Origin of the sequence: Novosphingobium sp. (assembly GCF_037133355.1) — a bacterium.
Taxonomy (GTDB): domain Bacteria; phylum Pseudomonadota; class Alphaproteobacteria; order Sphingomonadales; family Sphingomonadaceae; genus Novosphingobium.
On sequence record NZ_JBAXOI010000004.1, the window covers coordinates 1 to 20,371 of the forward strand.

Below are 20,371 nucleotides of genomic sequence, written 5' to 3' on the forward strand. Positions count from 1 at the left end.
GGACTCCTTCTTGCCCATTATGCCCGCCCACACACGGAAATCCTGACAGTCCCTCTTGCGGCGCAGTCACGATGCAGCCACCCCGGCGCAAGGGGGCAATTGCATCCATGCATTTTCATGCGTAGGTTGTTCCGTCCGACCTTGCGGGAAACACCGCGGCGGCTGGGGAGAAGGTTGCAGGATCATGGGCCGCAGGCCGTCCAACAAGCCGACCAGTTTTGATATAGCCTATCTGGCCGGTGTTTCGCAGCCAACGGTCAGCCGGGCCTTGCGCGGCAGCAAATCGGTCAGTCTCGCCACGCGCCAGAAGATCGAAGCCATTGCCCGGCAGCTGGGCTACACCGTCGACAAGAACGCCTCCTCACTGCGCTCGCAGCGGTCCAACACGCTCGCGCTGCTGTTCTTTGAGGATCCAACGCCCGACGAATCCGGCATCAATCCTTTCTTTCTCGCGATGCTCGGCTCGATCACGCGGCATTGTGCGGCGCGCGGGCTTGATCTCCTGATCTCCTTCCAGCGGCTCGATGACGACTGGCACAAGCGCTACCAGGACAGCCACCGCGCCGATGGACTGATCCTGCTCGGCTATGGCGACTACACGCTTTACGAAAACCGCCTGCGTCAGCTTGTCCGCTCGGGCACGCATTTCGTGCGCTGGGGCGCGGTTGACCCTGCGACGATGGGCTCCACGGTCGGCTCCGACAATTTCGGCGCGGGCCGGCTTGCGGGCGAGCATCTGCTGGCGCGGGGCCGCCGCAAGATCGCGTTTCTGGGCCAGGCTGACAGCCACTATCCCGAGTTCAAGAATCGCTACGAAGGGCTTGTCCGCGCGGTGGAAACGGCGGGCCTGCAGCATGATCCCGACCTTGTGGTCCCGGCGATTTCATCGGAAGATCAAGGGTATACCGCAGCTCGGCAACTGCTGGCCAAGGGCAAGCCGTTCGATGCGATTTTCGCCGGAAGCGACCTTATCGCGATCGGCGCGATGCGGGCGCTTGCCGAAGCCGGGCTCAGCATTCCTGGCGATATCGCGCTTGTCGGTTTCGACGATATTCCCGCCGCCAGCCTCACCTCGCCGCCGCTCACCACGGTGATGCAGGACATGCGCCACGCCGGCGAGGCGCTGGTCGAAACGGTGATGGCACAAGTGGAAGACCGCCAGCCCCCCTCCCCCGTCCTGCCGACCCGGCTCGTGGTGCGGGGCAGCACGGGGGGGTGATTTGCCGGCAACATGGAAATACCTGCATGTGACTGACATTCGTATGCATTGCTGCTGCTGTGCAGGTCATGGCCTAGGGCGGGGCAACAAGAACGCATAATCAAAGGGCAGGCGCCTTGCGCCGGCCGAGAGGGGCAGGAAAGCGCGTGACCACTCGCCAGAAACCGCAGCAGTCCTTCTGGGGTCTGTGGAACGTAAGCTTCGGCTTCTTCGGCATCCAGCTCGCCTTCGGGCTGCAGAACGCCAATGTCAGCCGCATTTTCCAGTCGCTCGGGAGCAGTGTCGACAACCTCGCGTTCCTGTGGATCGCGGGGCCGGTAACGGGCCTCATCGTGCAGCCGCTGATCGGGCATTATTCGGACCGGACCTGGGGGCGCTTCGGGCGGCGGCGGCCCTACTTCGTGGCGGGCGCAGTGCTGGCCGCGTTGGCGCTGCTGGGCTTGCCGCAGGCGGGTGTTCTGCTGCTGGCAGCGGCGTTCCTGTGGCTGCTCGATGCTTCGCTCAATGTAGCGATGGAGCCGTTCCGCGCGTTCGTGGGCGACATGACCCCTGATGACCAGCGCGCACAGGGCTTTGCGCTGCAGACCTGGTTCATCGGTGCGGGCGCGGTGATCGGGAGCCTGCTGCCGGCGGTGTTCACGTGGGCCGGCATTGCCAACACGGCGCCCGAGGGTGTTGTCCCGGATTCGGTCCGGCTCAGCTTCTATATCGGCGCAGCGGCCATGGTGAGCGCAGTTGCATGGACGGCGCTGAGCGTGCGCGAATACAGTCCGGAGGAAATGGCGGCGTTTGGCGGCAGCGAACACGCGGCAGCCGGTTCGCAGCCGCTGGTCTATTCCGCGCGTGGGCCCTTCTGGCTGCTGCTCGGCGCAGGTCTGCTGGCGCTGGTGGACGAAATGGAGCTCGACAAGCAGCTTTATGTGCTCGGCGGCGGGCTCGCCTGCTTTGGCCTTGCGCAGATTGCCTTGCGTGCCTTGCGCGCGAAGGGCGCGCTTGCCGAGATCATGAGCGATCTGGCCCAGATGCCCGCGCAAATGCGCCAACTCGCCGTGGCGCAGTTCTTCACCTGGACCGCGCTCTTCATCCTGTGGATCTACACCACACCGGTGGTCACACAGTATGCGTTCGGCGCGACGGACACGACAGGCGCGGCCTACAACGCCGGCGCGGACTGGGTGGGCGTGATGTTCGCCTTCTACAATGGGGTTGCAGCGCTGGCGGCATTCATGCTGCCCGTGATGGCCAAGCGCATCGGCAACGCGCGCACCCATATGGCATGCCTGCTGGGCGGCGCCTGCGGTTTCCTGCTGCTGCTCGTGCTGCATGACAAGTGGCTGCTGCTGCTGCCGATGGTGTTTGTCGGGATCGCCTGGGCCTCGATCCTGGGCATGCCCTACGTGATCCTCACCCGCGTGCTGCCGCCTGCAAAGTTCGGCATCTACATTGGCGTGTTCAACATCTTCATCGTGGTGCCACAGCTCCTCGTCGCGACGATCATGGGCGGGGTGATCCGCAGTTTCTTCCCGGCAGACCCCAAGTGGACCATGTTGGTTGGCGCGGTGGTCATGACTGCGGCGGCGCTTGCCATGCTGCGCGTGCGCGAGGAAGCGGCCGCCGCCGTCTGATCAGTACTGAAACGCGGAATCAGGCGTTTCGGCCAGCAGCGCTTCGGCGCGTTCGCGCATCTTGTCCCGGAATTCGCCGTGGGTGACGATGTAGAGCCGGTTTGCCAGAATACCGTCCGCCACGATCTCGCCGACCTGGCCGGGATCCATCCAGTCGTTGCCCGGCGGCCGCTCGAGCAGCGTCGCCTCGCTCTGTGCAAAGCCGCTTCCATCGCGCAAGTGCACCGGACGGTTTAGCGCGGCCTCGTGGATATTGGAGCGCACGAAGGCGGGGCACAGCACCGACACGCCGATGCCCTTGCCCGCCAGTTCCTCGCGCAGGTTTTCCGAAAGGTTGAGCACGGCGGCCTTCCCGGCGGCGTAGATCGCGAAATTGGATGGCATTCGCACCGCGGCGGCAAGCGAGGAGACGTTGACGACATGCCCGCCGCGCCCATGCGCGATCATGCGCGGCAGGAAGCTCTGGAGGCCGTTGACCACGCCGCCGAGATTGACACCGAGGCCGAAGTCCCAATCGGCATACCCTGCCTCCAGCACCGGCCCTTCGACGCCGACACCCGCGTTGTTGACGAGGATGTCGATCCCGCCAAGCTCGATATCCATGCGTTCCGCAACGGCGGCAAAGGCGGCGCGGTCGGTCACGTCGAGAGCCAGGGCCGCGACGGTATTGGCAAGCCCCGCCTCGCGGATTTCCCGCAGCGCGCGGTCGATATGATCGGGCCGCAAGTCGGCAATGACGACAAAGGCGCCAAGCCGCGCCAGCGCCTTGACGATGCCGAGGCCGATCCCGCTGGCCCCGCCGGTAACGAAGGCGCGTTTGTCATGGAAGGAACGCAAGGACACCGGATTTCTCAGCCCTGATAGACCCAGTAACGCGGCCCGAAGCGGTCTTCGAGCTGCGCAAGCTTGGCCTTGTGGATCGCCTGGATCGCGGCGGGCGTTGTCGCCTCCTCTGCCGGGACTTCCTCGAGGCGAATGCTGGTCGGGTCTTCGTAGAGATGTTCGCCGGCAAGGCGGGCCTTGTCGTCATAGGGCCAGATGAAGGCCTGACGGCTCGAGACATGGTAGAGGGCATCGGCCTTGGGTGCGTCGTAGCCCATCGCCTGCAGGTCGCCGCCGCGCGCGAGCTGGTGGAAAGTGATCTCGTCGCAGATGCCCCAGTCATTCACGGCGAGGCGGTCGTCCGAATGCCACAGCACGGCCTGACCGACGCTGTTGTAGAAGCCCTTCACGCCTTCCTTGCCTTCGATGACGGCGGGGTTGGCGCCCCAGGTCACCCGGTAGACGGGGTGGTCGACCATCATGTCGCTGGCAGTGATGTCATCATAAAGCCCCGCGCCTTCGAGGTGCACGTGGCGCCAGAAGTTGAGCAGGATAGCTTTGTGGAGCGGGTTCGTCGTGGCGTCATAGAGCGCCTCGGTCGGGTTCATGCATTCGAATACCGCGCGCTCGATGGCGTTGGTCGGCAAGGTCGTTGCGATGTTCATGGGCCTCTCCTTTTTTCTTTTGTTTCAGGTTCGCCATCAGGTTCCGGGCGCGATCAGCACCTTGCATTGCTCGGTGCGGCGGCGGAGCGCCTCGAAGACGGTGGGGGTGCGCTCGAGCGGGATGGTTTCGGTGACGAGCAGGCGCGGTTCGGCAGCGCCCCGGTCGAGCGCGTCGAGCGCGGCGGCGTATTCGTGGCTCGTGAAGAAGGCCGAGGTGATCAGCCGCACTTCCTTCGAGAGCATCGCAAAGCTGTTGAAGGTATCGGGCACGGTGCAGAGGCCAAGGAGCACGATGGTACCGCGCGCGCGGACCTGCTCGACGCCTTGCGCGATAAGGCCGGGAACACCTACGCATTCGAATACAAGGTCTGCCTTGCCGCCAAGCGATCGCTCGGCGGCGCCGATAGGATCGGTGCGGTCTGCGATGAAATCATGCGCCCCCATGGCCAGCGCGCGGTCCTTTTGCCACTCGGCCACATCCTGCACGACCACACGCCCTGCCCCCATGCGCCGCGCCCAGAAGGCGGTGGCAAGGCCGATGGGGCCAGCACCGAGGATCAGCACCTTGTCGCCGATGCGGAGGCCCGACATCGCAACACCGTGCAGCGCGACGGCCAGCGGTTCGATGATCGCGCCGTCGGCAAGGCTGGCGGACTTGGGCAGCTTCACGCACTGGTTGGGCAGGGTCAGCGCGTATTCGGCATAGCCGCCGCCCTGCAGGCCGAACATGTCGCACCATGAGACATTGCCGGCGAGGCAGGCCGGGCAGTTGCCGCAGCTCTTGAGCGGGCTGACAGCAACGAGATCGCCCTTGGCGAGGCCTTCAACGCCCTTGCCCAGTTCGACGACTTCGCCGGCAAATTCATGACCAAGGATGGAGCCCGCGCCTTGGCCGTAGGCGGGGTCTTCGGTCATGTGCAGGTCCGAACCGCAGATGCCGCAGCGGCCGACCTTGACCACGACCTCGCCTTCGCCCGGCACCGGATCGGCGACGGTTTCGATGACAAGGGGCTTGTGGAGGCCCTGCATGACGGCGGCGCGCATGGTCTGCGGTCCTCAGTGTGCCGTCTGGCCGCCATCAATGGCGATGGTCGCGCCGTTGATGAAGCTCGCGGCATCGGAGCACAGGTGCAGAACGGTGCCCGCAATCTCTTCCGGCTGTGCCGCACGGCCACTGATGTTGCCGGCAAAGAACGCAGCGCGGAAATCGGGATCGTCGGCCCAGTGCTGCGTCATCGGGGTGACAACGAAGCCCGGCGCAATGGCATTCACGCGGATGTTCTTCTGCGCATACTCGACCGCCGCCGCCTTGGTGAGGCCCGAGACTGCGTGCTTCATCGCGCAATAGACACTCATGTTCGGGTCCGCGATCAGCGCGCCGACCGAGGCGGTATTGACGATGGCCCCTCCGCCGACCTTGAGGAAGTGGCGGATTTCCGACTGCATCGCAAAGAACACGCCCTTGAAATCGACGTCGATCGCGAGGTTCATTTCCTCCGGCGTCACTTCGTGGATCGGCCGCTGCGGAGGGAGAACGCCGGCATTGTTGAACGCGGCATCCATGCGGCCGTAGCGCGTCACGCAGGCCGCGACGAGCGCGTCCATCGCCGACGGATCGGTCACGTTCGCATGCTGGAACGACGCCTCGCCGCCCGCCTGCTTGATGATCGCCACGGTCTCCTCGGCGCGGGGATCGATATCCCCGATGATCACCTTGGCGCCCGCGCCTGCGAAGGCAACGCAGGCGGCGCGGCCGATGCCGGTGGCGCCGCCGGTGACGAGGACGGCCTTATCCGCGAACGTCATTCGGTCCATGCTGCCTGCTCCCCCTTGGCGACGCGCGAGGAATTTCCGAGCAGGAAATCACCCAGCACATCGACAGCATCCGGAAATGCCTTCTTCACGCGTTCGCTGAGCTCGGCGCTGTTCTTCGAAGCGGCAACCAGCTTGGGCCATTCGGCGATGTAGCGCCGGGTGAACTCGAGGCCCGAGGCATCGTCCGGAAGGCCCGGCTTGTTGTGGCCCGCGACAACGATTTCGGGCTTCAAGGCGATGAAGCTGTCGTTGGCCTTGCCCCATGCGGCGATGGCGGCGGCATCATGTTCGCCCATCCACAGGAACATCTGGTTGTAGACGAGATCGCCGGGGAACAGCGCCTTGATCGAGGGCGCCCAGAGTGCTGTCGCGTGGACATGATCGCCCTGCACCGGGCCGAGGACCTTGAGTTCCTTGCCCTCGAGCATGATCGTATCGCCTTCCATCGCGGCGGGCGCGGTGGGATGACGCGGCGAATTGACGCCGAGGACCGGATACCAGCGCTTCACCTTGAACGGGAGCGAGCGCCAGATATCGGCGGCGACGACCGGGTGCGCGACGATCTTGGCATCAGGGAACGCATCCTTAATCACTTCCATCGCGAAGAAGTGATCGGGATGGTCATGCGTGATGAAGATCGTTGTCAGGTGCTTGCCGCTATCGAGCACCATTGCGACGACGCGGTAAGCATCGGCGCGGGTGAACGGCGCATCGACAAGCACCGCATCCTTCTCGCCCTTGATCAGCGCGATATTGGCGAACAGCGATCCCCCGCTGGTGCGCAGGGTTTCGACCGTGAGCGGCTTGTCCTGCGCTTGCGCGGTGGTCGAAAGCAAAGCGGCGGCGAGCGCCAGAAGCGTTTTCCTGATCATCATGCGATTCCTGATTTGCCGGGGGCCAGAATGTGGTTGGGGTCCAGCGCATCCTTGAGCTTGGCGTTGAACGCGCGGTTCACGGTGCCGAACTGCTCGGCAACGAGGTCCATCGCGTGGACCCCGGTGCGGTAGCTTGCCCAGCCCTTCTCACCGAAACCGGTGACGAGTTCGCGGTAGCAATCGTCGGCGCGCTTCTCTTCAGCCGGGTCCGACTTGTCGTAGAGCAGCGCGATGATGTGGTGGAGTTCGCGGCTGCCGATGGCGAAGGCGGCAGTATAGTCGAAGCCGTACTTGCCGAGGATCTGCTTGGCGAGTTCGACCTGGCCTTGCGTCTCGCTGCCCTTGGCAGGGGCCACGGGTGCGAACCAGGCAAGGCCGCCGCCATTGCCACGCCAGCGGGCAAGGCCGATCTCGTCGAGATTGAGGCCGCCTTGCATCAACGTGGCGTGGTGGTGGAACCAGGGGTTGTCACCCATTTCGGCTTCGGTGAGGACCTCGCCGTCGATCGCGGCGAAGGCGGCGCGAATGATCTTCTCGCTTTCCGCGATCATGCCTTCCGTGCCGTAGAGCGCGATATAGGTGTTCCACATGCCGAGGTTGTTGGCTGTGGCTGCCTTTGAAACCGCTTCATCGGTAATCGGCCCTGCCCCGTCCCACACTTCGCTGCGGCGTTTGAACATGGCGAGCTGATAGGCCCCGCCCATCATCAGCACCACGTTGGGCACGATATTGGCAATCCGCATCGGGCGCATGGCTTCGACGATGCGGGCGACATCCTCCATCTTCTTGTGGCGGATGACGAAGGGTTTGTAGACCGGCGGCGCGGGCATGAGCCACATGCCCATCTTGGTGACGATGCCGAAATTCGACTGGGTGAACAGGCCATCGAGATAGGGGCCGTAGCCCCACTTGAACGCCTGCCAGGCGGACGGATTGCGGGTAGAGCCCATGCCGGTGCGCAGGATTTCGCCGTCTGCGAGCACGACTTCCATGCCGCACTGGACCATGAAATGCTCGCCATAGGGCGTATAGCCCACGCCGCGATCCAGCGTGTTGCCGACCGGGCTGGCAATGGGGCCAACCGTGGGCACGTCGATCCACAGCGGCAGGTTGTTCTCGACGAGGTAGTCCTTGAGCTGGCGATATGTGACGCCGGGCTCGACCAGCGCTGTGCACAGCTCCGGATCGACCGAGAGGATGCGGTTCATCCGCTTCAGGTCGAGGATCATCTGCCCCGGCATGGCGGTCGTCGTCTGGCCATAGCCCATGTTCTTGCCGGTGGAGACCGGCCAGATCGGCTGCCGGAACTGGTTGGCGATCTTCACGATGGCCTGCACCTGCTCCACGTTTTCAGGGCAGACTGCGCCGACGGGGACGTGCTTGCCATAGGGGTCCGGGGTGTAGGACTTCTTCCACGGCGCGACGGCATCGGGATCGGCAAAGACCCATTCATCGCCGACGATCTTGCGCATCGCGGCAACCGCGCCTCTGAAATCGGCCTTCTTCACGCCGGGGGCGAGGACGGCCTTGGCCTTGGCGCCCGTGCTAAGGCCCACGGCGGCGGCACCGGCCACGCCTGCGCCAAGCAGGCTGCGGCGGTCGATATTGGCGGTCATTGGCCGTGCTCCTTGGGATCGGCTGCGCTGCTCTGGACCCACGCGGCCAGCGCCTTGAGTTCGGCGGGCGTGATTTCGGTGGGGCGGAACGCAGGCATGGCGTTCTGACCATGGCGCACCATGTATTCGACCGTCTCTGCCGGGAGGGCCCTGCCGCGGATCACCGGGCCGACGTTCTTGCCGTGGCAGTAGCCGCAGACAGCCGCATAGACCTGCTCGGGGCTGCGCTGGGGCTGGACCTCGCCAAGTTTCTGGGCGGCCTGCGCCGTACCTGCGAGCGCGAGGCCAGCTGCGAGTAGAGTTGCCCGCTTCATTGGAACTTCCCCAGCATCATGCCTCCATCGATCACGACATGGCTTCCGGTCATGTAATCGGAAGCATCGGACGCCAGCAGCAATGCCAGCGGTTTGAGTTGGTCGGTCTCCGCAACCGCGCCCAGCGGCACGATTGCATCCCAGGCCTTGCGCGCGACGGGGTCCTTCTTGAGCCAGCCACCGCCGATATTGGTGACGAAGGGGCCCGGCGCGATGGCGTTGATGCGGATGCGGAACTCGGCAAGTTCAAGGCCGAGCGCGCGGACCATGTGGAGCACGCCCGCCTTGGCCGGCATGTACGGCAGGCCGACGATGGGTTCGGTGACGAGCCCGGCGTTCGACGCGGTGCAGATGATCGAACCGCCGCTGCGGCCATTGGCGCGGCCGGACTGCTTCATGATCCGCACAGCATTGCTGACGGTGTAGAAGACGCCGGAGAGATTGACCGAGATCGACTTGTCCCAGCGCGTGTGGTCGTAGGTATCGACCTGGCCATCCGGGTTGCGGTGGCCGGCCGGGTTCCAGAAGCCCGCGCCCGTATCGATCCCGGCATTGGCGAAGGCGATGTCGAGCCCGCCATAGGCCTTGGCGTGAGCATCGAAGGCTGCCGTGACGGCATCGAAATCGGAAACGTCGAGACGGTCGGCACGGGCTTCATACCCTGCCTCGCGCAGCCGGGCGGCTTCGCGCTCGGCGCCTTCGCCGTCGATATCGGTGAGCGTGACCATGGCCCCGGCTTCCGCCATGGCCTCGGCATAGGCGAGACCGATGCCCGAGGCCGCGCCGGTGACGAGCGCGGAGCGGCCTTTGATGTCGAAACGGTCCAGAATTGCCATTCTTGCTTATCCTCTCCTGCCGCAGCGGCCTTATTCGGCGGCTTGCGGTTGTCGTTCGCGGTCAATCAGGCGCTGCAGCATGCGGCGCGCGCGCACTCCGCCGCCGTCGCCATTCAGGATCAGCGGGCGCAGCTCCCAGAAATCGGCGCCGCGCATCAGGCGGTGGCTGTCGCGGATGAGCGGCATGTCCTCCTGCTCGAACGCAAACTCGAGCGCGCCGCGCATGCCGGCGGTGAACTCGGCGTCACCCAGCGCGAAATCGCGCGCCGTCGCCCAGAAGTAGTGCGTGGTGTCTGGTGTTTCGGGCGTGAAGGCGTGAAGTGACGGGAGCAGCGTGCAATCTTCTCGCGGGGTGCCGGGAGGGCCGGCGCGGAAATCGAAGTAAAGCACGGCAGGGGCGTGCCAGACGACCCAGCCGTAGAAGTCCTGCTTGATGCCGACCCGCCCGAGCATCCCGCCGATGCCTTCGGAGAGATAGTCGTCGAGGCGGATGTACTCGGCATGCACGGTCTCGCCGTCCTGCCAGAACTTGCGCTCGCCTTCGGTGAAAGCAGCCGCCACCAGTGCGGGGTGAACGAAATTGGCGTGGCTGAGGTCGAGGATGTTGTCGCTGTAGAGCTCATAGTGCCCCTCGGCAACCGTGGCCCCGCGCACCGCTTCCCATTTGGGATCGGACAGCCAGCTGAAATCGGGGATCAGCGCCGGATCGGCCTTCTCCGCGTCTCCCATCCAGATCCACAGCAGCGCGTGGCGTTCGACCAGCGGGTAGACTTGCAGCCGGCTCTCGGGAAGCTGGCCGCCGGGGTGCGGGTTATGAACGCAGGCGCCGGTGCCGTCGAACCGCAGGCCGTGGTAGGGGCACATGAGCGTGCCTTCCACCACCTTGCCCTGCCCCAGCGGCGCGAAACGGTGGGGGCAGCGGCCCGAGACCGCGTGCGCCTTGCCCTGCGCATCGCGGTACAGCGCGACGGGCTCTTCGAGGAACACGCGGCTCTGGGGGGTCTCGCCCAGATCGCTCGCCCAGCCTGCGACGTACCAGCAATTGCGCAAGTATGTGCCCACCGGCACTCGACCAAGTTTGGGGACCCCGGCGTCGCTCATGGTAGTCGTTGCTCCCGCAAACCGTTCCAATCACCGTCACCCCGGACTTGATCCGGGGTCCCGCTTCTACCCCTCACCCCGCGTTCCAAGCGGGACCCCGGGTCAAGCCCGGGGTGACAAGGGAAGGAGCAGCAAGGGTTTGCACTGCTACCCCTCAGAGATAGAGCTGCTTGTTGATCGGGATGTTGTTTTCCCGGCAATAGGTCTCGTAGTGGTTCATGAACCACCAGACATCGAGCGTCTCGACATGGTTGCCGTGCTCGTCGAAGAACTCGTTGGCACCCTGCATGTGGAACAGGGCCTTCATCCCGTTGGGATCGTCGGTCACGAGCGTATGCGCGGTGCCCGGTGTCTCGGTGATGAATTCGCCCGGTTTGCAGACCCAGTCGTATTCCAGATAGCGGAACGAGCCTTCAAGCCCGATCGCCCAGACCCGGCCGCGGTGCTTGTGCGTGCCGATGACGCCGGGACCCTTGATCCACAGGATGTTGACGTAAACGTTGTCACGCACGTCGAACGCGAGGTGGCGGATCGCGGCGTTGTCGCCGAAAGGAACCCACGGGCTTTCGGCTTCGGAAGCGCCGACGTAGGTGCCTTCGATGCCCTTGGATTTGATCAAGGCGCCGTAAAGTTCCGGCACATCGACGATCTTGTAAGCGCCAGAAGGGGGCGCAGTCATGGTGGCCATGGCTCTCGTGCCTTTTAGAGGTAAAGCTTGGGATTGATGGGAATGTCGTTTTCCCGGCAGTAGGTCTCGTAGTGGTTGATGAACCACCAGACGTCCGAGGTATCGACGTAGGCGCCGTTCTCGTCGAAGAATTCGATCGGGCCCTGCATCCACCCGAACAGCTTCACGCCTTCGGGATGCTCGGTGACAAGCGTGTGGCTTTCGCCGGGCACTTCGAGGATCAGACCGCCGGGCGAGGCGACCCAATCGTATTCCAGATAACGCACGCTGCCTTCGAGGCAGACCATGACGATGGTGCCGCGGTGCAGGTGCGTACCGATCGTGCCGGGGCTCTTCACCCAGAGAATGTTAGAGAAGATGCCCTGCCGCACATCAAAGGCGAGATGCTTGATTGCGGCGTTGTCGCCGAAGGGCACCCAGGGGCTGTCGACGTCGGTCTGCGCGTCGATGTAGCGCCCGCCCGGGCTCAGCCGTGCGACTAGGTCGCGGTGGGCGAAGCCGACATCTACGATTTCCTTCTTGTTCGAAGGCGGGGCAGTCATGGCATTCATGGGAAGCGCTCCTGTCAGCGGATAAGCGTATCGACGTAGTCGGCACCAATGCCGACCCGGTCGTAGTGCTCGCGCGCGTTCTTGATATAGTCAAACACATCGAAATGCCCGGTGGTGTTGCCATCGTCATCGAGCCACATGAGCGGGCCCGAGACGACGAAGAACACCTTCATCGGATCTTCGTGTTCGTAGCAGACGAGTGTGTGGCTCTCGCCCGGGGTCTCGTAGACGAAGTCGCCCGCGGTCGCGGTCCAATCGTGCTCGAGATAGGCCCACTTGCCGCTGATGGTGTAGGCCCAGATCGGATGCGGGTGATAGTGGCGGTTCACGAGGCCCGCCGACTTCGACATGAGCACATCGGCCCACATGTTCTTGGAAGGGCTGATCCAGACGGGCTTGGAGCTCACCGTCTCGCTGATCGGCACCCAATAGCGTTCATCGCCCTCGGCGATCTTGGAGAGGTAGATTTCGGGCAATCCGCCTTCGCGGAAGACCTTGTCGACGGGTTTGATGCCCTTCCAGAACTCGGAATGCGCTGTCTCAGGCACGGTGTTTCTCCTGGAAAAAATGGGGCGAGTGCCGTTGGCACCCGCCCTTTAAATGTATTAGAACTTCACTCCGACGCGGGCATACCATTCGGCCGGACGGCTGTAGGTGCCGTAGATCTGGCCGCCAGCAAGCTGCGCCTGACCGGTGGTCAGGTAACGCTCGTTGGTCAGGTTGGTGCCGCCTACCGCGAGATCCCAGTGACCGTTGGGTTCACGATAGGTCACGCTGCCGTTGATGACCGTGGTCGAGGGACGGTCGAGCAGGAAGGTGCCTTCCGTGTCGTTGCGCATCGAGCTGGTGCGGGTGATGTCACCCAGGAAGATCAGCTTGCCGTGCGAGCCGAGGCTGGCCTCGTAGCGCGGGCTGAAGTTGATTTTCCACTTCGGCGTCTTCGGCAGAGCCGAATCAACCTGCACGCCAGCCTGCAGACCCGAAGGCGCAACTTGCGCAGCTGCCAGAACTGCGGTGTACTTGGCGTCGGTAAAGCCGAGCGAACCCGTCAGCGTCAGCCCCGAAACCGGAGCTGCGGTCACTTCCACTTCGAAGCCCTTGATGCGCGCATCGCCAGCGTTCTGAATGGTGGGCGAGCTACCCTGCTGGAAGTTGAGCTGGATACCCTTGTACTCAGTCAAGAACACCGCAGCGTTGATCTGCAAGTGGCGATCAAGCAGCTCGGACTTGATGCCGCCTTCATACGTCGTTGCCTTTTCCGGCCCGAAGCCCGGAGCATAAGGCAGCGGGTTCGAAAGACGCGTGGTCCAACCGCCGGTCTTGTAGCCCTTCGACCAGCTCGCATAGACCATGACGTCGTCAGACGGGTGGTATTGCAGGCCGACCTTCGGCGAGAAGTTGTTGAAGATCTTCTGCTGCGTGCCCGCGACGTAGTACCGCAGCGGTTGGCCCGGATTGGGGAAGTGGTTGTCGATCCGGCACTGGTCGGAGATCGGCGTCAGCGAGGCGCAGTTGGGATCGCCGAAAGCCTGCGCCAGCTTGTAGTTCAGGCCGTTGGCGTCCGACTGGAAGCCCTCGAAGGTCTTGTCTTCGTGGGTGTAGCGGCCGCCGACGGTGATGCCGAACTGGTCGTTGAACTTGTAGTCGACCTGACCGTAGAACGCATAGTTCTTGGTGGCGAGATTGTTCGGACCGTCAACCTGCAGCAGGCCTTCGGCGAACGTCACGTAATCGTGCAAATCGCCCGATTCCTTGAAGTAGTACGCACCGAGGACATAGTTCAACTTCTTGTCCATTGCATGACCAGTCAGCTGCAGTTCTTCACTGAACTGCTTCTGATTCATGGTGAAGCTGGTGTGGAGGAAGTTGAGCGGCGAGTTGTCGAGGTCCATGCCGACGGCCCAGTGCAGTTCGCGGTAGGCGGTGATCGACTTGATCGAGACGTTGTCCGAGATGTCGTAGTCCATCGTCAACGCCCCGCCGCCCTGCTTCAGGCGCGAGAAGTTGTTGCCGTTGGCATACGAGGTATCGATGTTGTTGGTGACGAACCGGTTGTCATAGGGCAGCCGGTTGTTGTCCGGGTTGCCATCTGCATTAACACCGAAGATCGACGGAAGATCGACCACCGAGTTCAGACCGCCACGACGGCCGAGAAAGGCGATGGACGGCGGCCCGCCGATGAAGCTGTCGCAGGCGCCCGTTGCGCCGCCCACAGTGACCTGCGGGTTGCCAGCGATGGCGCAGTTGTACGTGCCAGCGAACACCGCCGGGAACGTGGTGATAACCTTGTTGGCGATCTGCGAGGTGTCGGTGTTGCTGTAGTTACCGGTCAGGGTTGCACGGAAGGCACCGCCGTCATTGTAGCGCAGCTTGCCGCGCAAGTTGTAGGTGTTGTCACCACCTTCGGTGCCGAGGCCGATGTTGCCGTAGCCGGCGGCCTTCAACGAAGTGATCGGATCGAAGGCGTAGCCCGATGCGCCGGGATAAGCGATGCGGTGCAAGTAACCGCCGCGGCGGGTTGTCGAGAAGCTGACCGACGAAGCGAGGCTATCCGTCAGCGGAATATCGACCGTGCCCTTGGCGGAGAACAGGCCATAGCTGCCGGTCATCGCGCTGCCGACGAAGCGGAATTCCTTGCCCGGATCATGCGTGACGATCGAGATCGCGCCGCCGATGGTGTTGCGACCAAAGAGCGTGCCCTGCGGACCCTTGAGGACTTCGACGCGCTCCACGTCGGGCAGGTCCTGGTTCGCACCAACCGAGCGGGCGAGGTACACGCCGTCGAGATAGATGCCCACGCCCGGATCGATGTTGAACGCGAAGTCGTTCGCGCCGATGCCGCGGATATAGGCCGAAAGGACCTGGCTCGAACCCGAGAACGGGGTGCCGGCGTCCAGCGTGACGTTGGGCGAGATGTTCGAAAGAGCAGCGACGCTTGAAACGGCGCGCTCCTGCAGCGCGGTCGCGGTGAAGGCCGAAATGGAGATCGGCACGTTCTGCACGTTTTCAGCGCGCTTCTGGGCGGTGACGACGATTTCCTCGATGCCGCCCGACGGGGCAGCTTGCGCCTGGGCGTCTGCCTGAGGGGCCGTCTGCGCCAGTGCCGGCGTGGCCAACGCGGCCGCCAGAACGGCAAGTGATACCGATGCAATTTTCATGAAGTACTCTCCCTGTTATTCACCGTCTTTGCCTGCTCCGCTCGCTGGCGGACAGACGTGTGATTGCGTGTTTCTACAATGAACCCGCCGCAGCCGCTTGCACTGGCGCGCAAGCAATCAGGACAGATGCGCAAACTGCCCTATTTCCGGCGCCATTCACGCGGCGGCACGCCAAACCGCTGGCGGAAGGCCCGCGCGAAATAGGCGCTGTCGTTGAAGCCGAGCTCGAAGGCGATTTCGGTGATGCTGGCCCCGGGCGCAGCGCTCAGGCGCTCGGCCGCACGGGCAAGCCGCCGCTCAAGAATATAAGCGCTCGGCGTGGTGCCCATGCCGGCAAACAGGTTCTGGATCGTGCGGACTGAGGCATTGCAGGCCGATGCCAGGCTGAGCGTGCGCAGCGCGGGATCGGCCAGCTGCGCCTCGACGATGCCCAGCACGCGGCGGCGCAGCGCGCTGTCCGCCATGGGCGCATCGGGCTTGGCAGCTCCGCGAATGGCCAGCGCGACGAGATCGTAGAAGACCTGGCTAACGCCCTCCTGCCAATCGGTATCGGCAAAGCCCTGCTGGCTCTGGCGCCAGAGCGAGAGCAGGAAATCGTGGAACACCCGCGCGCCGGGTGTCGCCCCGCTCATGCGCTGGCGCAAGGCATCGTCGATGCCGGGGAAGCGTTCGGCGAGCGGCGCGCGCGGGAATTCGACGACGAGCAGTTCGTGCGCCGCCAGATCGATCGCATAGGCTTCGTGCGGCGAGCCGATGACGAAATCACCCGCGCCGAGCGCGGTTTCGGTCCGGCCCTGGCGGTGCAAGCTCGAGCCCCGGCACTGCAGATGGAGAATGAGCCGCTCGTCATCGGTGTAGCGCGGATCGCGGCCGACGAACGAGGCGGTCGAGCGCGGGCGGATCATCGCCAGATCGCCGACCTGCCAAGTCCACATCTCGCCGGTAAAGTCCTCAGTCGCGCTCTTGACGTAGGTGCCGCTGTAGACGCGGTCGACCAGTTCGTTCCAGAACGCGAGGCGTTCGGGGGGAGCAATTCCGTCGGTGGCGAATTTCTGCACTGCTGTCATGGAAGGCGCATCCTTTGCAGCAAGGTCAGGCGGGAACGGGAACAGGCGCGCGCCGGGCAACGACGCGCGGGGCGGATTCGACAAGGCCCATCGCGCAGATGCCGGCGAGCACGGTGAGCACGAGCATGAGCCAGAGCGCGGCGGAGAGCCCGTAGCTGTCGGCCAGCGCGCCGGCGAAGAACGGGCTGAGCACGCCGCCGAGCACTTCGCCGGTCCCCATCACGACGCCCGTAAGCGTCGCAGTGAGGCGCGGATCGACGGATTCCGAAGGGATCGTCGCCATGAACATCGGGAACAGGCCGTTGAGCCCCCACCCGAAGAAGAAGATCACCGCCAGAACCCAGGGCGAGCCGGTGTAGTAGAGCCCGCCGAGCGGGAGGATCACGCCGAGGAAAGCAAACCCGATCATCACCGGACGGCGGCCGATGGCATCCGAAATGGCCGGCACCACGAAGCTGCCGAGACCGGCCGAAAGCCCAAGCGTCGCCATGAGCCAGCCCATCGTCTCCGGCGCGAAGCCGCGCACTTTGGTAAGGTAGAGCGGCATGAAGGCCCAGCACACCACGAGGTAGGAGACGAGCAGCACCGAGATCACTGCGCAAAGCACGACATTGCGGTGGCGGAACGCCTCGCCGAGCGGAACTTTGGGCTGCGCGGCATCATGGGTCTCGGCAGGCGGTTCACGCAAGGTGAACCAGATCAGCACTGCGGTGATCATGCCGGGAGCGGCAGCAAGGTAAAAGCCCTCGCGCCAGCCATAGGCGGCCGCAACCGGCACCAGCAGCAACGGCGCAAGGCCAGAGCCGAGCAGATTGGAGCCTAGGTTCTGCGCAACGCCCATCGCCATGCCGCGCCGTTCGGGTGCGACTTCGCTGACGATCATAGAGTGGCTGACCGGCATGACGCCGCCTTCCGCCGCGCCCATCAGCAGGCGCGCGCCAAGCAGCATGAAGAACGAGGAGGCAAGGCCCGAGGCAAACGAGCACAGGCAGAAGGCCAGCGTCGCGACGACGACCACGGGCTTTTTCGATCCCAGCTTGTCTGAAATGCGCCCGACCGCAAGGCCCGACAGCGCCCAGGTCAGCGATAGCGCCGAACTGAACATGCCGACTTGCGTGTTTGAAAGGTGCAGATCAGGCTGCACATAGGGCATGAGGAAGTTGAGCGCGTTGCGATCAAAGAACAGGATGCCGAAATTGAGGCTGAGCAGCCCCACGACCCAGGCCTGATAGGCCCCGCCGCGGCGCTGCGCGGGGTCAACGCTTGATGTCATAGCCACGCTGCTCACAGGAAAGGCCTCACGGGATCGGTATGGCCGTCCCAGTCCCGCGCCGCCTGCCACTGCGCGGTGAACAGCATGTTCATGCCTTCGGTTGCCGGGATCAGCTCAAGGAAGCCGGGCGCTGCCTGATCGGCGCTTTCGAGATAGGCAACCGAGCCTCCGGTGGGCACCGGGGCGCGAAAAGCCAGCGTATAGCCGCGCGCGAGATAGTCCGGCAGCGCGGCGTCGACATCGGTGAAGGCTATGCCGAAGTGGTGAAAGCCGTAGCCGCGCGCCAGCACCGTCTCGCGATAGACTGAGGGTTCGTCGTCGAGCGGCTGGATCAGCTCGATCTGCATGTGCCCGGCAAAGCCCATCGCGATCGCCACATCGGCGGTTGCGCGCTGGCCGCGATAGACCTGCCCCTCGCCGAGGAAGTGGTCGAGCAGGAAGAAAGGACCCGCCCCGCAATCGCGCTGGAAATGAGTGATAGCGGCATGGATATCAGCCACCACGAACGCGGTTTGCACCACGCCCCCGATGCGCTGTCCAAAACCCAGTGCCTGCACCATGCCTACCTGTCCCCTGCCCTCGTGCCCGCCGTTTGTCCGACTGTGGCTGTTTTGGTTCGGGCCATGCGGCCCCCCCATTATCAAATCGTGATCACGACCTTGCCGAACAGCGCGCCGGAGGTCTGGTAGCGATAGGCATCGAGCGCCTCCTCGATCGTGAAAGTGCGGTCGACCACCGGCTTGATCGAGTGCGCGTCGATGAAGGCGTTGAGGCGGCTCGCCATGCCGCGCGAGCCGACGAAGATGCCGCGGATGCTGCCGCCCTTGAACATGAGCGCGTGCGGATTGGTATCGCCCTCGCGCGTCAGCACCCCGATCAGCGCGATCTCGCCGCCGAAACCGACCGCGGCGATGCTCTGCTTGAGCGTTCCCGCACCCCCGACTTCGACCACATGATCAACCCCGCCGCCGGCCAGGTTTGCTGCCGCCACGCCCCATTCCGGCACGGAGCGGTAGTTGATCGTCCGATCCGCGCCCAGAGCCACCGCGCGGGCGAGCTTTTCATCGGAGGAACTCGTGGCGATGACCTGCGCGCCGGCTGCCTTGGCGATCTGCAGTGCAAGCAGTGAAACGCCGCCGGTGCCAAGGACCAGCACGCTTTCGCCGGGGCGGACCGGATGAGGCCCTTCCATCAGCGCGTTCCACGCGGTGACACCGGCGCAAGGCAGGCAGGCGGCTTCCTCGAACGAGAGACTTGCCGCAATCGGCACGACGCCGTGTTCGGGGAGGACCACCAGATCCTGCAGCATGCCGGTAGCAGGCGGCGCGCCCAGCGCGGGGCCTGCACCGGGATTGGGCGGGCCATCGAGCCAGTTCTGGAAGAACGTGCCCGCCACGCGGTCGCCGGGTTTGACCGAAGTCACCCCCTCGCCGACCGCGACGACCTCACCCGCACCGTCCGACAGCGGTACAGTATCTGTTGCGACCGTGCCGCCCATGTAGAAACCGAGCGGAATGATCTGATCGCGGAAATTGAGCGAGCAGGCGCGCACGCGCACCAGAACTTCGCCGGGACCAGCCTGCGGTTCGGGCGCGTCGCGCAGCGTCATGTCGTCAAGCGACGTCGCGCCCGCCCGGATCACCCATTGCCGCATGGTTTCCTGTTCCCCTCAATCCTCAGGAGACAAGTCTCGCACAGGCGGAGACCGATTTAATCAGCAAGACAAACGGATTTCATCTGGTGCAATCATTCGGGCGCAGTTTGCCGGCAGTCTGGTCAGATCCCCGAAGCGCCCTTGCCCGGGGCAGCCGACTGCGCCGCCACCGCGCGGCCGACCGCCTGCGCGGTCTGGTGGAGCGCTTCGAGATGTCGCAGCATGACCCCCTCATCGGTACCGCGTTTGGCCGGCCAGGTCAGGTTGATCGTCGCGATCGGGGCGCCGCCGACCATGATCGGAACCGCCATTGACCGGCGCCCGTCGCGCAGCACGAGCTGCTTGGATCGATCCGGCCAGGGGTGCATCGGCTCGCGCAGGGCATACCCGCGCTCGCGTGTTTCCTTGAGGATGGCGCGCAGGTCCTCCTCCGAACCGGGCGAAGCATCTCGCGGCCTCAGCCGCGCAATGATCGCATCGCGCTCGTTCTCGTCGCAGGCGGCAAGATAGGCGCGGCCTGTGGCGGTATGGATATAGGACAGCTTGACGCCGACCGGCCCGAGAATCGCCGAATCGAGGCGAAAAAGCGGGCTGTTCGTCTCGAGAATCTCCATGTGGTCGAGGCGCGGCACACTGAGCACCGAAGGCCAGGCGACCTTCGTCGAGAGCGCCTTCATGTAGGGCGAAGCGATTTCGGCGATCTGCTCGACCGCGCTTCCAGCGGCGCGCGCGGCGGCGCCAAGGTGCGGGAGATAGGCACCATCGGCAAGGCGCTGCCAGATGAGGCCCTTGCGCCCCAGCGTCAGCAACATGCGCAGCAAAGTGGCCTTGGGCAGGTTCAGCGCCTGGTGCAACTCATGCAGGCTGACCGCGCGCCGGGCCTGCACCTCGAGCAACACGTCGAGCCCGCGCTCCAGCGCGCGCACTGTCTTTACCTTGCGTTCCAGCATCATCCCGTCCCGGTGGTGTTGGCACCTGACGGCGCCGAGGCTCCGTCAGTGCGTTTCACCTTATGGAACGCTTGCATTGCATAGCGGCGTGCAAAGTCAACTGCGATGTCGCACTCTTGAAGGGAGGGAAACGAGGATAGCC

General features: G+C 64.4%; 20 protein-coding genes. 2 read left to right on the plus strand and 18 right to left on the minus strand.

Annotated features, from left to right (window positions below; genetic code table 11):
* Window positions 1–184 precede the first annotated feature (184 nt).
* Together WCL10_RS05430 and WCL10_RS05435 are read left to right on the plus strand one after the other, a co-directional pair.
* Complete coding sequence (locus WCL10_RS05430) at window positions 185–1,219, plus strand: LacI family DNA-binding transcriptional regulator (RefSeq protein WP_336894616.1); 1,035 nt, start codon at window positions 185–187, stop codon at window positions 1,217–1,219.
* A 146-nt stretch (window positions 1,220–1,365) separates the two neighbouring features.
* Complete coding sequence (locus tag WCL10_RS05435; protein WP_336894617.1) at window positions 1,366–2,844, plus strand: MFS transporter; 1,479 nt, start codon at window positions 1,366–1,368, stop codon at window positions 2,842–2,844.
* Here WCL10_RS05435 and WCL10_RS05440 read toward each other — a convergent pair whose 3' ends face one another.
* The 18 genes from WCL10_RS05440 to WCL10_RS05525 form a co-directional block, all read right to left on the minus strand.
* Window positions 2,845–3,687 carry an SDR family NAD(P)-dependent oxidoreductase gene (locus WCL10_RS05440; protein WP_336894618.1) on the minus strand — a complete coding sequence of 281 codons (843 nt, stop codon included), beginning with the start codon at window positions 3,685–3,687 and terminating at the stop codon, window positions 2,845–2,847.
* A gap of 8 nt (window positions 3,688–3,695) precedes the next feature.
* Window positions 3,696–4,331, minus strand: coding sequence for a hypothetical protein (locus tag WCL10_RS05445; RefSeq protein WP_336894619.1), 636 nt, complete (start codon window positions 4,329–4,331; stop codon window positions 3,696–3,698).
* Window positions 4,332–4,367: 36 nt separating this feature from the next.
* Entirely contained in the window at window positions 4,368–5,375 is a 1,008-nt protein-coding gene (locus WCL10_RS05450; protein ID WP_336894620.1) for an alcohol dehydrogenase catalytic domain-containing protein, read from the minus strand.
* Between the two features lie 12 nt (window positions 5,376–5,387).
* Complete coding sequence (locus WCL10_RS05455; protein ID WP_336894621.1) at window positions 5,388–6,146, minus strand: glucose 1-dehydrogenase; 759 nt, start codon at window positions 6,144–6,146, stop codon at window positions 5,388–5,390.
* Window positions 6,134–7,021 carry an MBL fold metallo-hydrolase gene (locus tag WCL10_RS05460; protein ID WP_336894622.1) on the minus strand — a complete coding sequence of 296 codons (888 nt, stop codon included), beginning with the start codon at window positions 7,019–7,021 and terminating at the stop codon, window positions 6,134–6,136. Before WCL10_RS05460 ends, WCL10_RS05455 begins: the two co-directional genes overlap by 13 nt.
* Entirely contained in the window at window positions 7,018–8,637 is a 1,620-nt protein-coding gene (locus WCL10_RS05465) for an FAD-binding oxidoreductase (protein ID WP_336894623.1), read from the minus strand. Before WCL10_RS05465 ends, WCL10_RS05460 begins: the two co-directional genes overlap by 4 nt.
* Window positions 8,634–8,951: a cytochrome c gene (locus WCL10_RS05470; RefSeq protein ID WP_336894624.1), complete on the minus strand. Its 318-nt coding sequence runs from the start codon at window positions 8,949–8,951 to the stop codon at window positions 8,634–8,636. Before WCL10_RS05470 ends, WCL10_RS05465 begins: the two co-directional genes overlap by 4 nt.
* Window positions 8,948–9,787, minus strand: coding sequence for an SDR family NAD(P)-dependent oxidoreductase (locus tag WCL10_RS05475; protein WP_336894625.1), 840 nt, complete (start codon window positions 9,785–9,787; stop codon window positions 8,948–8,950). The genes WCL10_RS05470 and WCL10_RS05475 overlap by 4 nt, the downstream gene beginning before the upstream one ends.
* 30 nt (window positions 9,788–9,817) lie before the next feature.
* Window positions 9,818–10,888 carry an aromatic ring-hydroxylating dioxygenase subunit alpha gene (locus WCL10_RS05480; protein WP_336894626.1) on the minus strand — a complete coding sequence of 357 codons (1,071 nt, stop codon included), beginning with the start codon at window positions 10,886–10,888 and terminating at the stop codon, window positions 9,818–9,820.
* 154 nt (window positions 10,889–11,042) lie between these two features.
* Window positions 11,043–11,576 (minus strand): 2,4'-dihydroxyacetophenone dioxygenase family protein, encoded by a 534-nt coding sequence (locus tag WCL10_RS05485; protein WP_336894627.1) that lies wholly within the window; start codon window positions 11,574–11,576, stop codon window positions 11,043–11,045.
* A gap of 14 nt (window positions 11,577–11,590) precedes the next feature.
* A complete protein-coding gene (locus tag WCL10_RS05490; protein ID WP_336894628.1) occupies window positions 11,591–12,127 on the minus strand; it encodes a 2,4'-dihydroxyacetophenone dioxygenase family protein in 537 nt (178 codons plus the stop codon).
* A gap of 14 nt (window positions 12,128–12,141) precedes the next feature.
* Window positions 12,142–12,675, minus strand: a complete 534-nt coding sequence (locus WCL10_RS05495) for a 2,4'-dihydroxyacetophenone dioxygenase family protein (protein WP_336894629.1) — start codon at window positions 12,673–12,675, stop codon at window positions 12,142–12,144.
* 57 nt (window positions 12,676–12,732) lie between these two features.
* On the minus strand, window positions 12,733–15,285 hold the full coding sequence (locus WCL10_RS05500; protein ID WP_336894630.1) for a TonB-dependent receptor: 2,553 nt from the start codon (window positions 15,283–15,285) through the stop codon (window positions 12,733–12,735).
* A gap of 140 nt (window positions 15,286–15,425) precedes the next feature.
* Window positions 15,426–16,352: a helix-turn-helix domain-containing protein gene (locus WCL10_RS05505; RefSeq protein WP_336894631.1), complete on the minus strand. Its 927-nt coding sequence runs from the start codon at window positions 16,350–16,352 to the stop codon at window positions 15,426–15,428.
* Between the two features lie 25 nt (window positions 16,353–16,377).
* On the minus strand, window positions 16,378–17,625 hold the full coding sequence (locus WCL10_RS05510) for an MFS transporter (protein ID WP_336894632.1): 1,248 nt from the start codon (window positions 17,623–17,625) through the stop codon (window positions 16,378–16,380).
* 11 nt (window positions 17,626–17,636) lie between these two features.
* The gene (locus WCL10_RS05515) at window positions 17,637–18,185 is read right to left on the minus strand and encodes a VOC family protein (RefSeq protein WP_336894633.1); all 549 of its coding nucleotides are present in this window, start codon (window positions 18,183–18,185) and stop codon (window positions 17,637–17,639) included.
* An 80-nt stretch (window positions 18,186–18,265) separates the two neighbouring features.
* Window positions 18,266–19,279: an NAD(P)-dependent alcohol dehydrogenase gene (locus WCL10_RS05520; RefSeq protein WP_336894634.1), complete on the minus strand. Its 1,014-nt coding sequence runs from the start codon at window positions 19,277–19,279 to the stop codon at window positions 18,266–18,268.
* A 122-nt stretch (window positions 19,280–19,401) separates the two neighbouring features.
* Complete coding sequence (locus WCL10_RS05525) at window positions 19,402–20,229, minus strand: IclR family transcriptional regulator C-terminal domain-containing protein (protein ID WP_336894635.1); 828 nt, start codon at window positions 20,227–20,229, stop codon at window positions 19,402–19,404.
* Window positions 20,230–20,371 lie beyond the last annotated feature (142 nt).

Coding starts and splice junctions, on each gene's coding strand:
- WCL10_RS05490 (WP_336894628.1), bottom strand. CDS start 12,127: ATGAATGCCATGACTGCCCCGCCTTCGAACAAGAAGGAAATCGTAGAT.
- WCL10_RS05455 (WP_336894621.1), bottom strand. CDS start 6,146: ATGGACCGAATGACGTTCGCGGATAAGGCCGTCCTCGTCACCGGCGGC.
- WCL10_RS05475 (WP_336894625.1), bottom strand. CDS start 9,787: ATGGCAATTCTGGACCGTTTCGACATCAAAGGCCGCTCCGCGCTCGTC.
- WCL10_RS05525 (WP_336894635.1), bottom strand. CDS start 20,229: ATGCTGGAACGCAAGGTAAAGACAGTGCGCGCGCTGGAGCGCGGGCTC.
- WCL10_RS05520 (WP_336894634.1), bottom strand. CDS start 19,279: ATGCGGCAATGGGTGATCCGGGCGGGCGCGACGTCGCTTGACGACATG.
- WCL10_RS05505 (WP_336894631.1), bottom strand. CDS start 16,352: ATGACAGCAGTGCAGAAATTCGCCACCGACGGAATTGCTCCCCCCGAA.
- WCL10_RS05500 (WP_336894630.1), bottom strand. CDS start 15,285: ATGAAAATTGCATCGGTATCACTTGCCGTTCTGGCGGCCGCGTTGGCC.
- WCL10_RS05465 (WP_336894623.1), bottom strand. CDS start 8,637: ATGACCGCCAATATCGACCGCCGCAGCCTGCTTGGCGCAGGCGTGGCC.
- WCL10_RS05480 (WP_336894626.1), bottom strand. CDS start 10,888: ATGAGCGACGCCGGGGTCCCCAAACTTGGTCGAGTGCCGGTGGGCACA.
- WCL10_RS05430 (WP_336894616.1), top strand. CDS start 185: ATGGGCCGCAGGCCGTCCAACAAGCCGACCAGTTTTGATATAGCCTAT.
- WCL10_RS05445 (WP_336894619.1), bottom strand. CDS start 4,331: ATGAACATCGCAACGACCTTGCCGACCAACGCCATCGAGCGCGCGGTA.
- WCL10_RS05470 (WP_336894624.1), bottom strand. CDS start 8,951: ATGAAGCGGGCAACTCTACTCGCAGCTGGCCTCGCGCTCGCAGGTACG.
- WCL10_RS05485 (WP_336894627.1), bottom strand. CDS start 11,576: ATGGCCACCATGACTGCGCCCCCTTCTGGCGCTTACAAGATCGTCGAT.
- WCL10_RS05515 (WP_336894633.1), bottom strand. CDS start 18,185: ATGGTGCAGGCACTGGGTTTTGGACAGCGCATCGGGGGCGTGGTGCAA.
- WCL10_RS05510 (WP_336894632.1), bottom strand. CDS start 17,625: ATGACATCAAGCGTTGACCCCGCGCAGCGCCGCGGCGGGGCCTATCAG.
- WCL10_RS05460 (WP_336894622.1), bottom strand. CDS start 7,021: ATGATGATCAGGAAAACGCTTCTGGCGCTCGCCGCCGCTTTGCTTTCG.
- WCL10_RS05450 (WP_336894620.1), bottom strand. CDS start 5,375: ATGCGCGCCGCCGTCATGCAGGGCCTCCACAAGCCCCTTGTCATCGAA.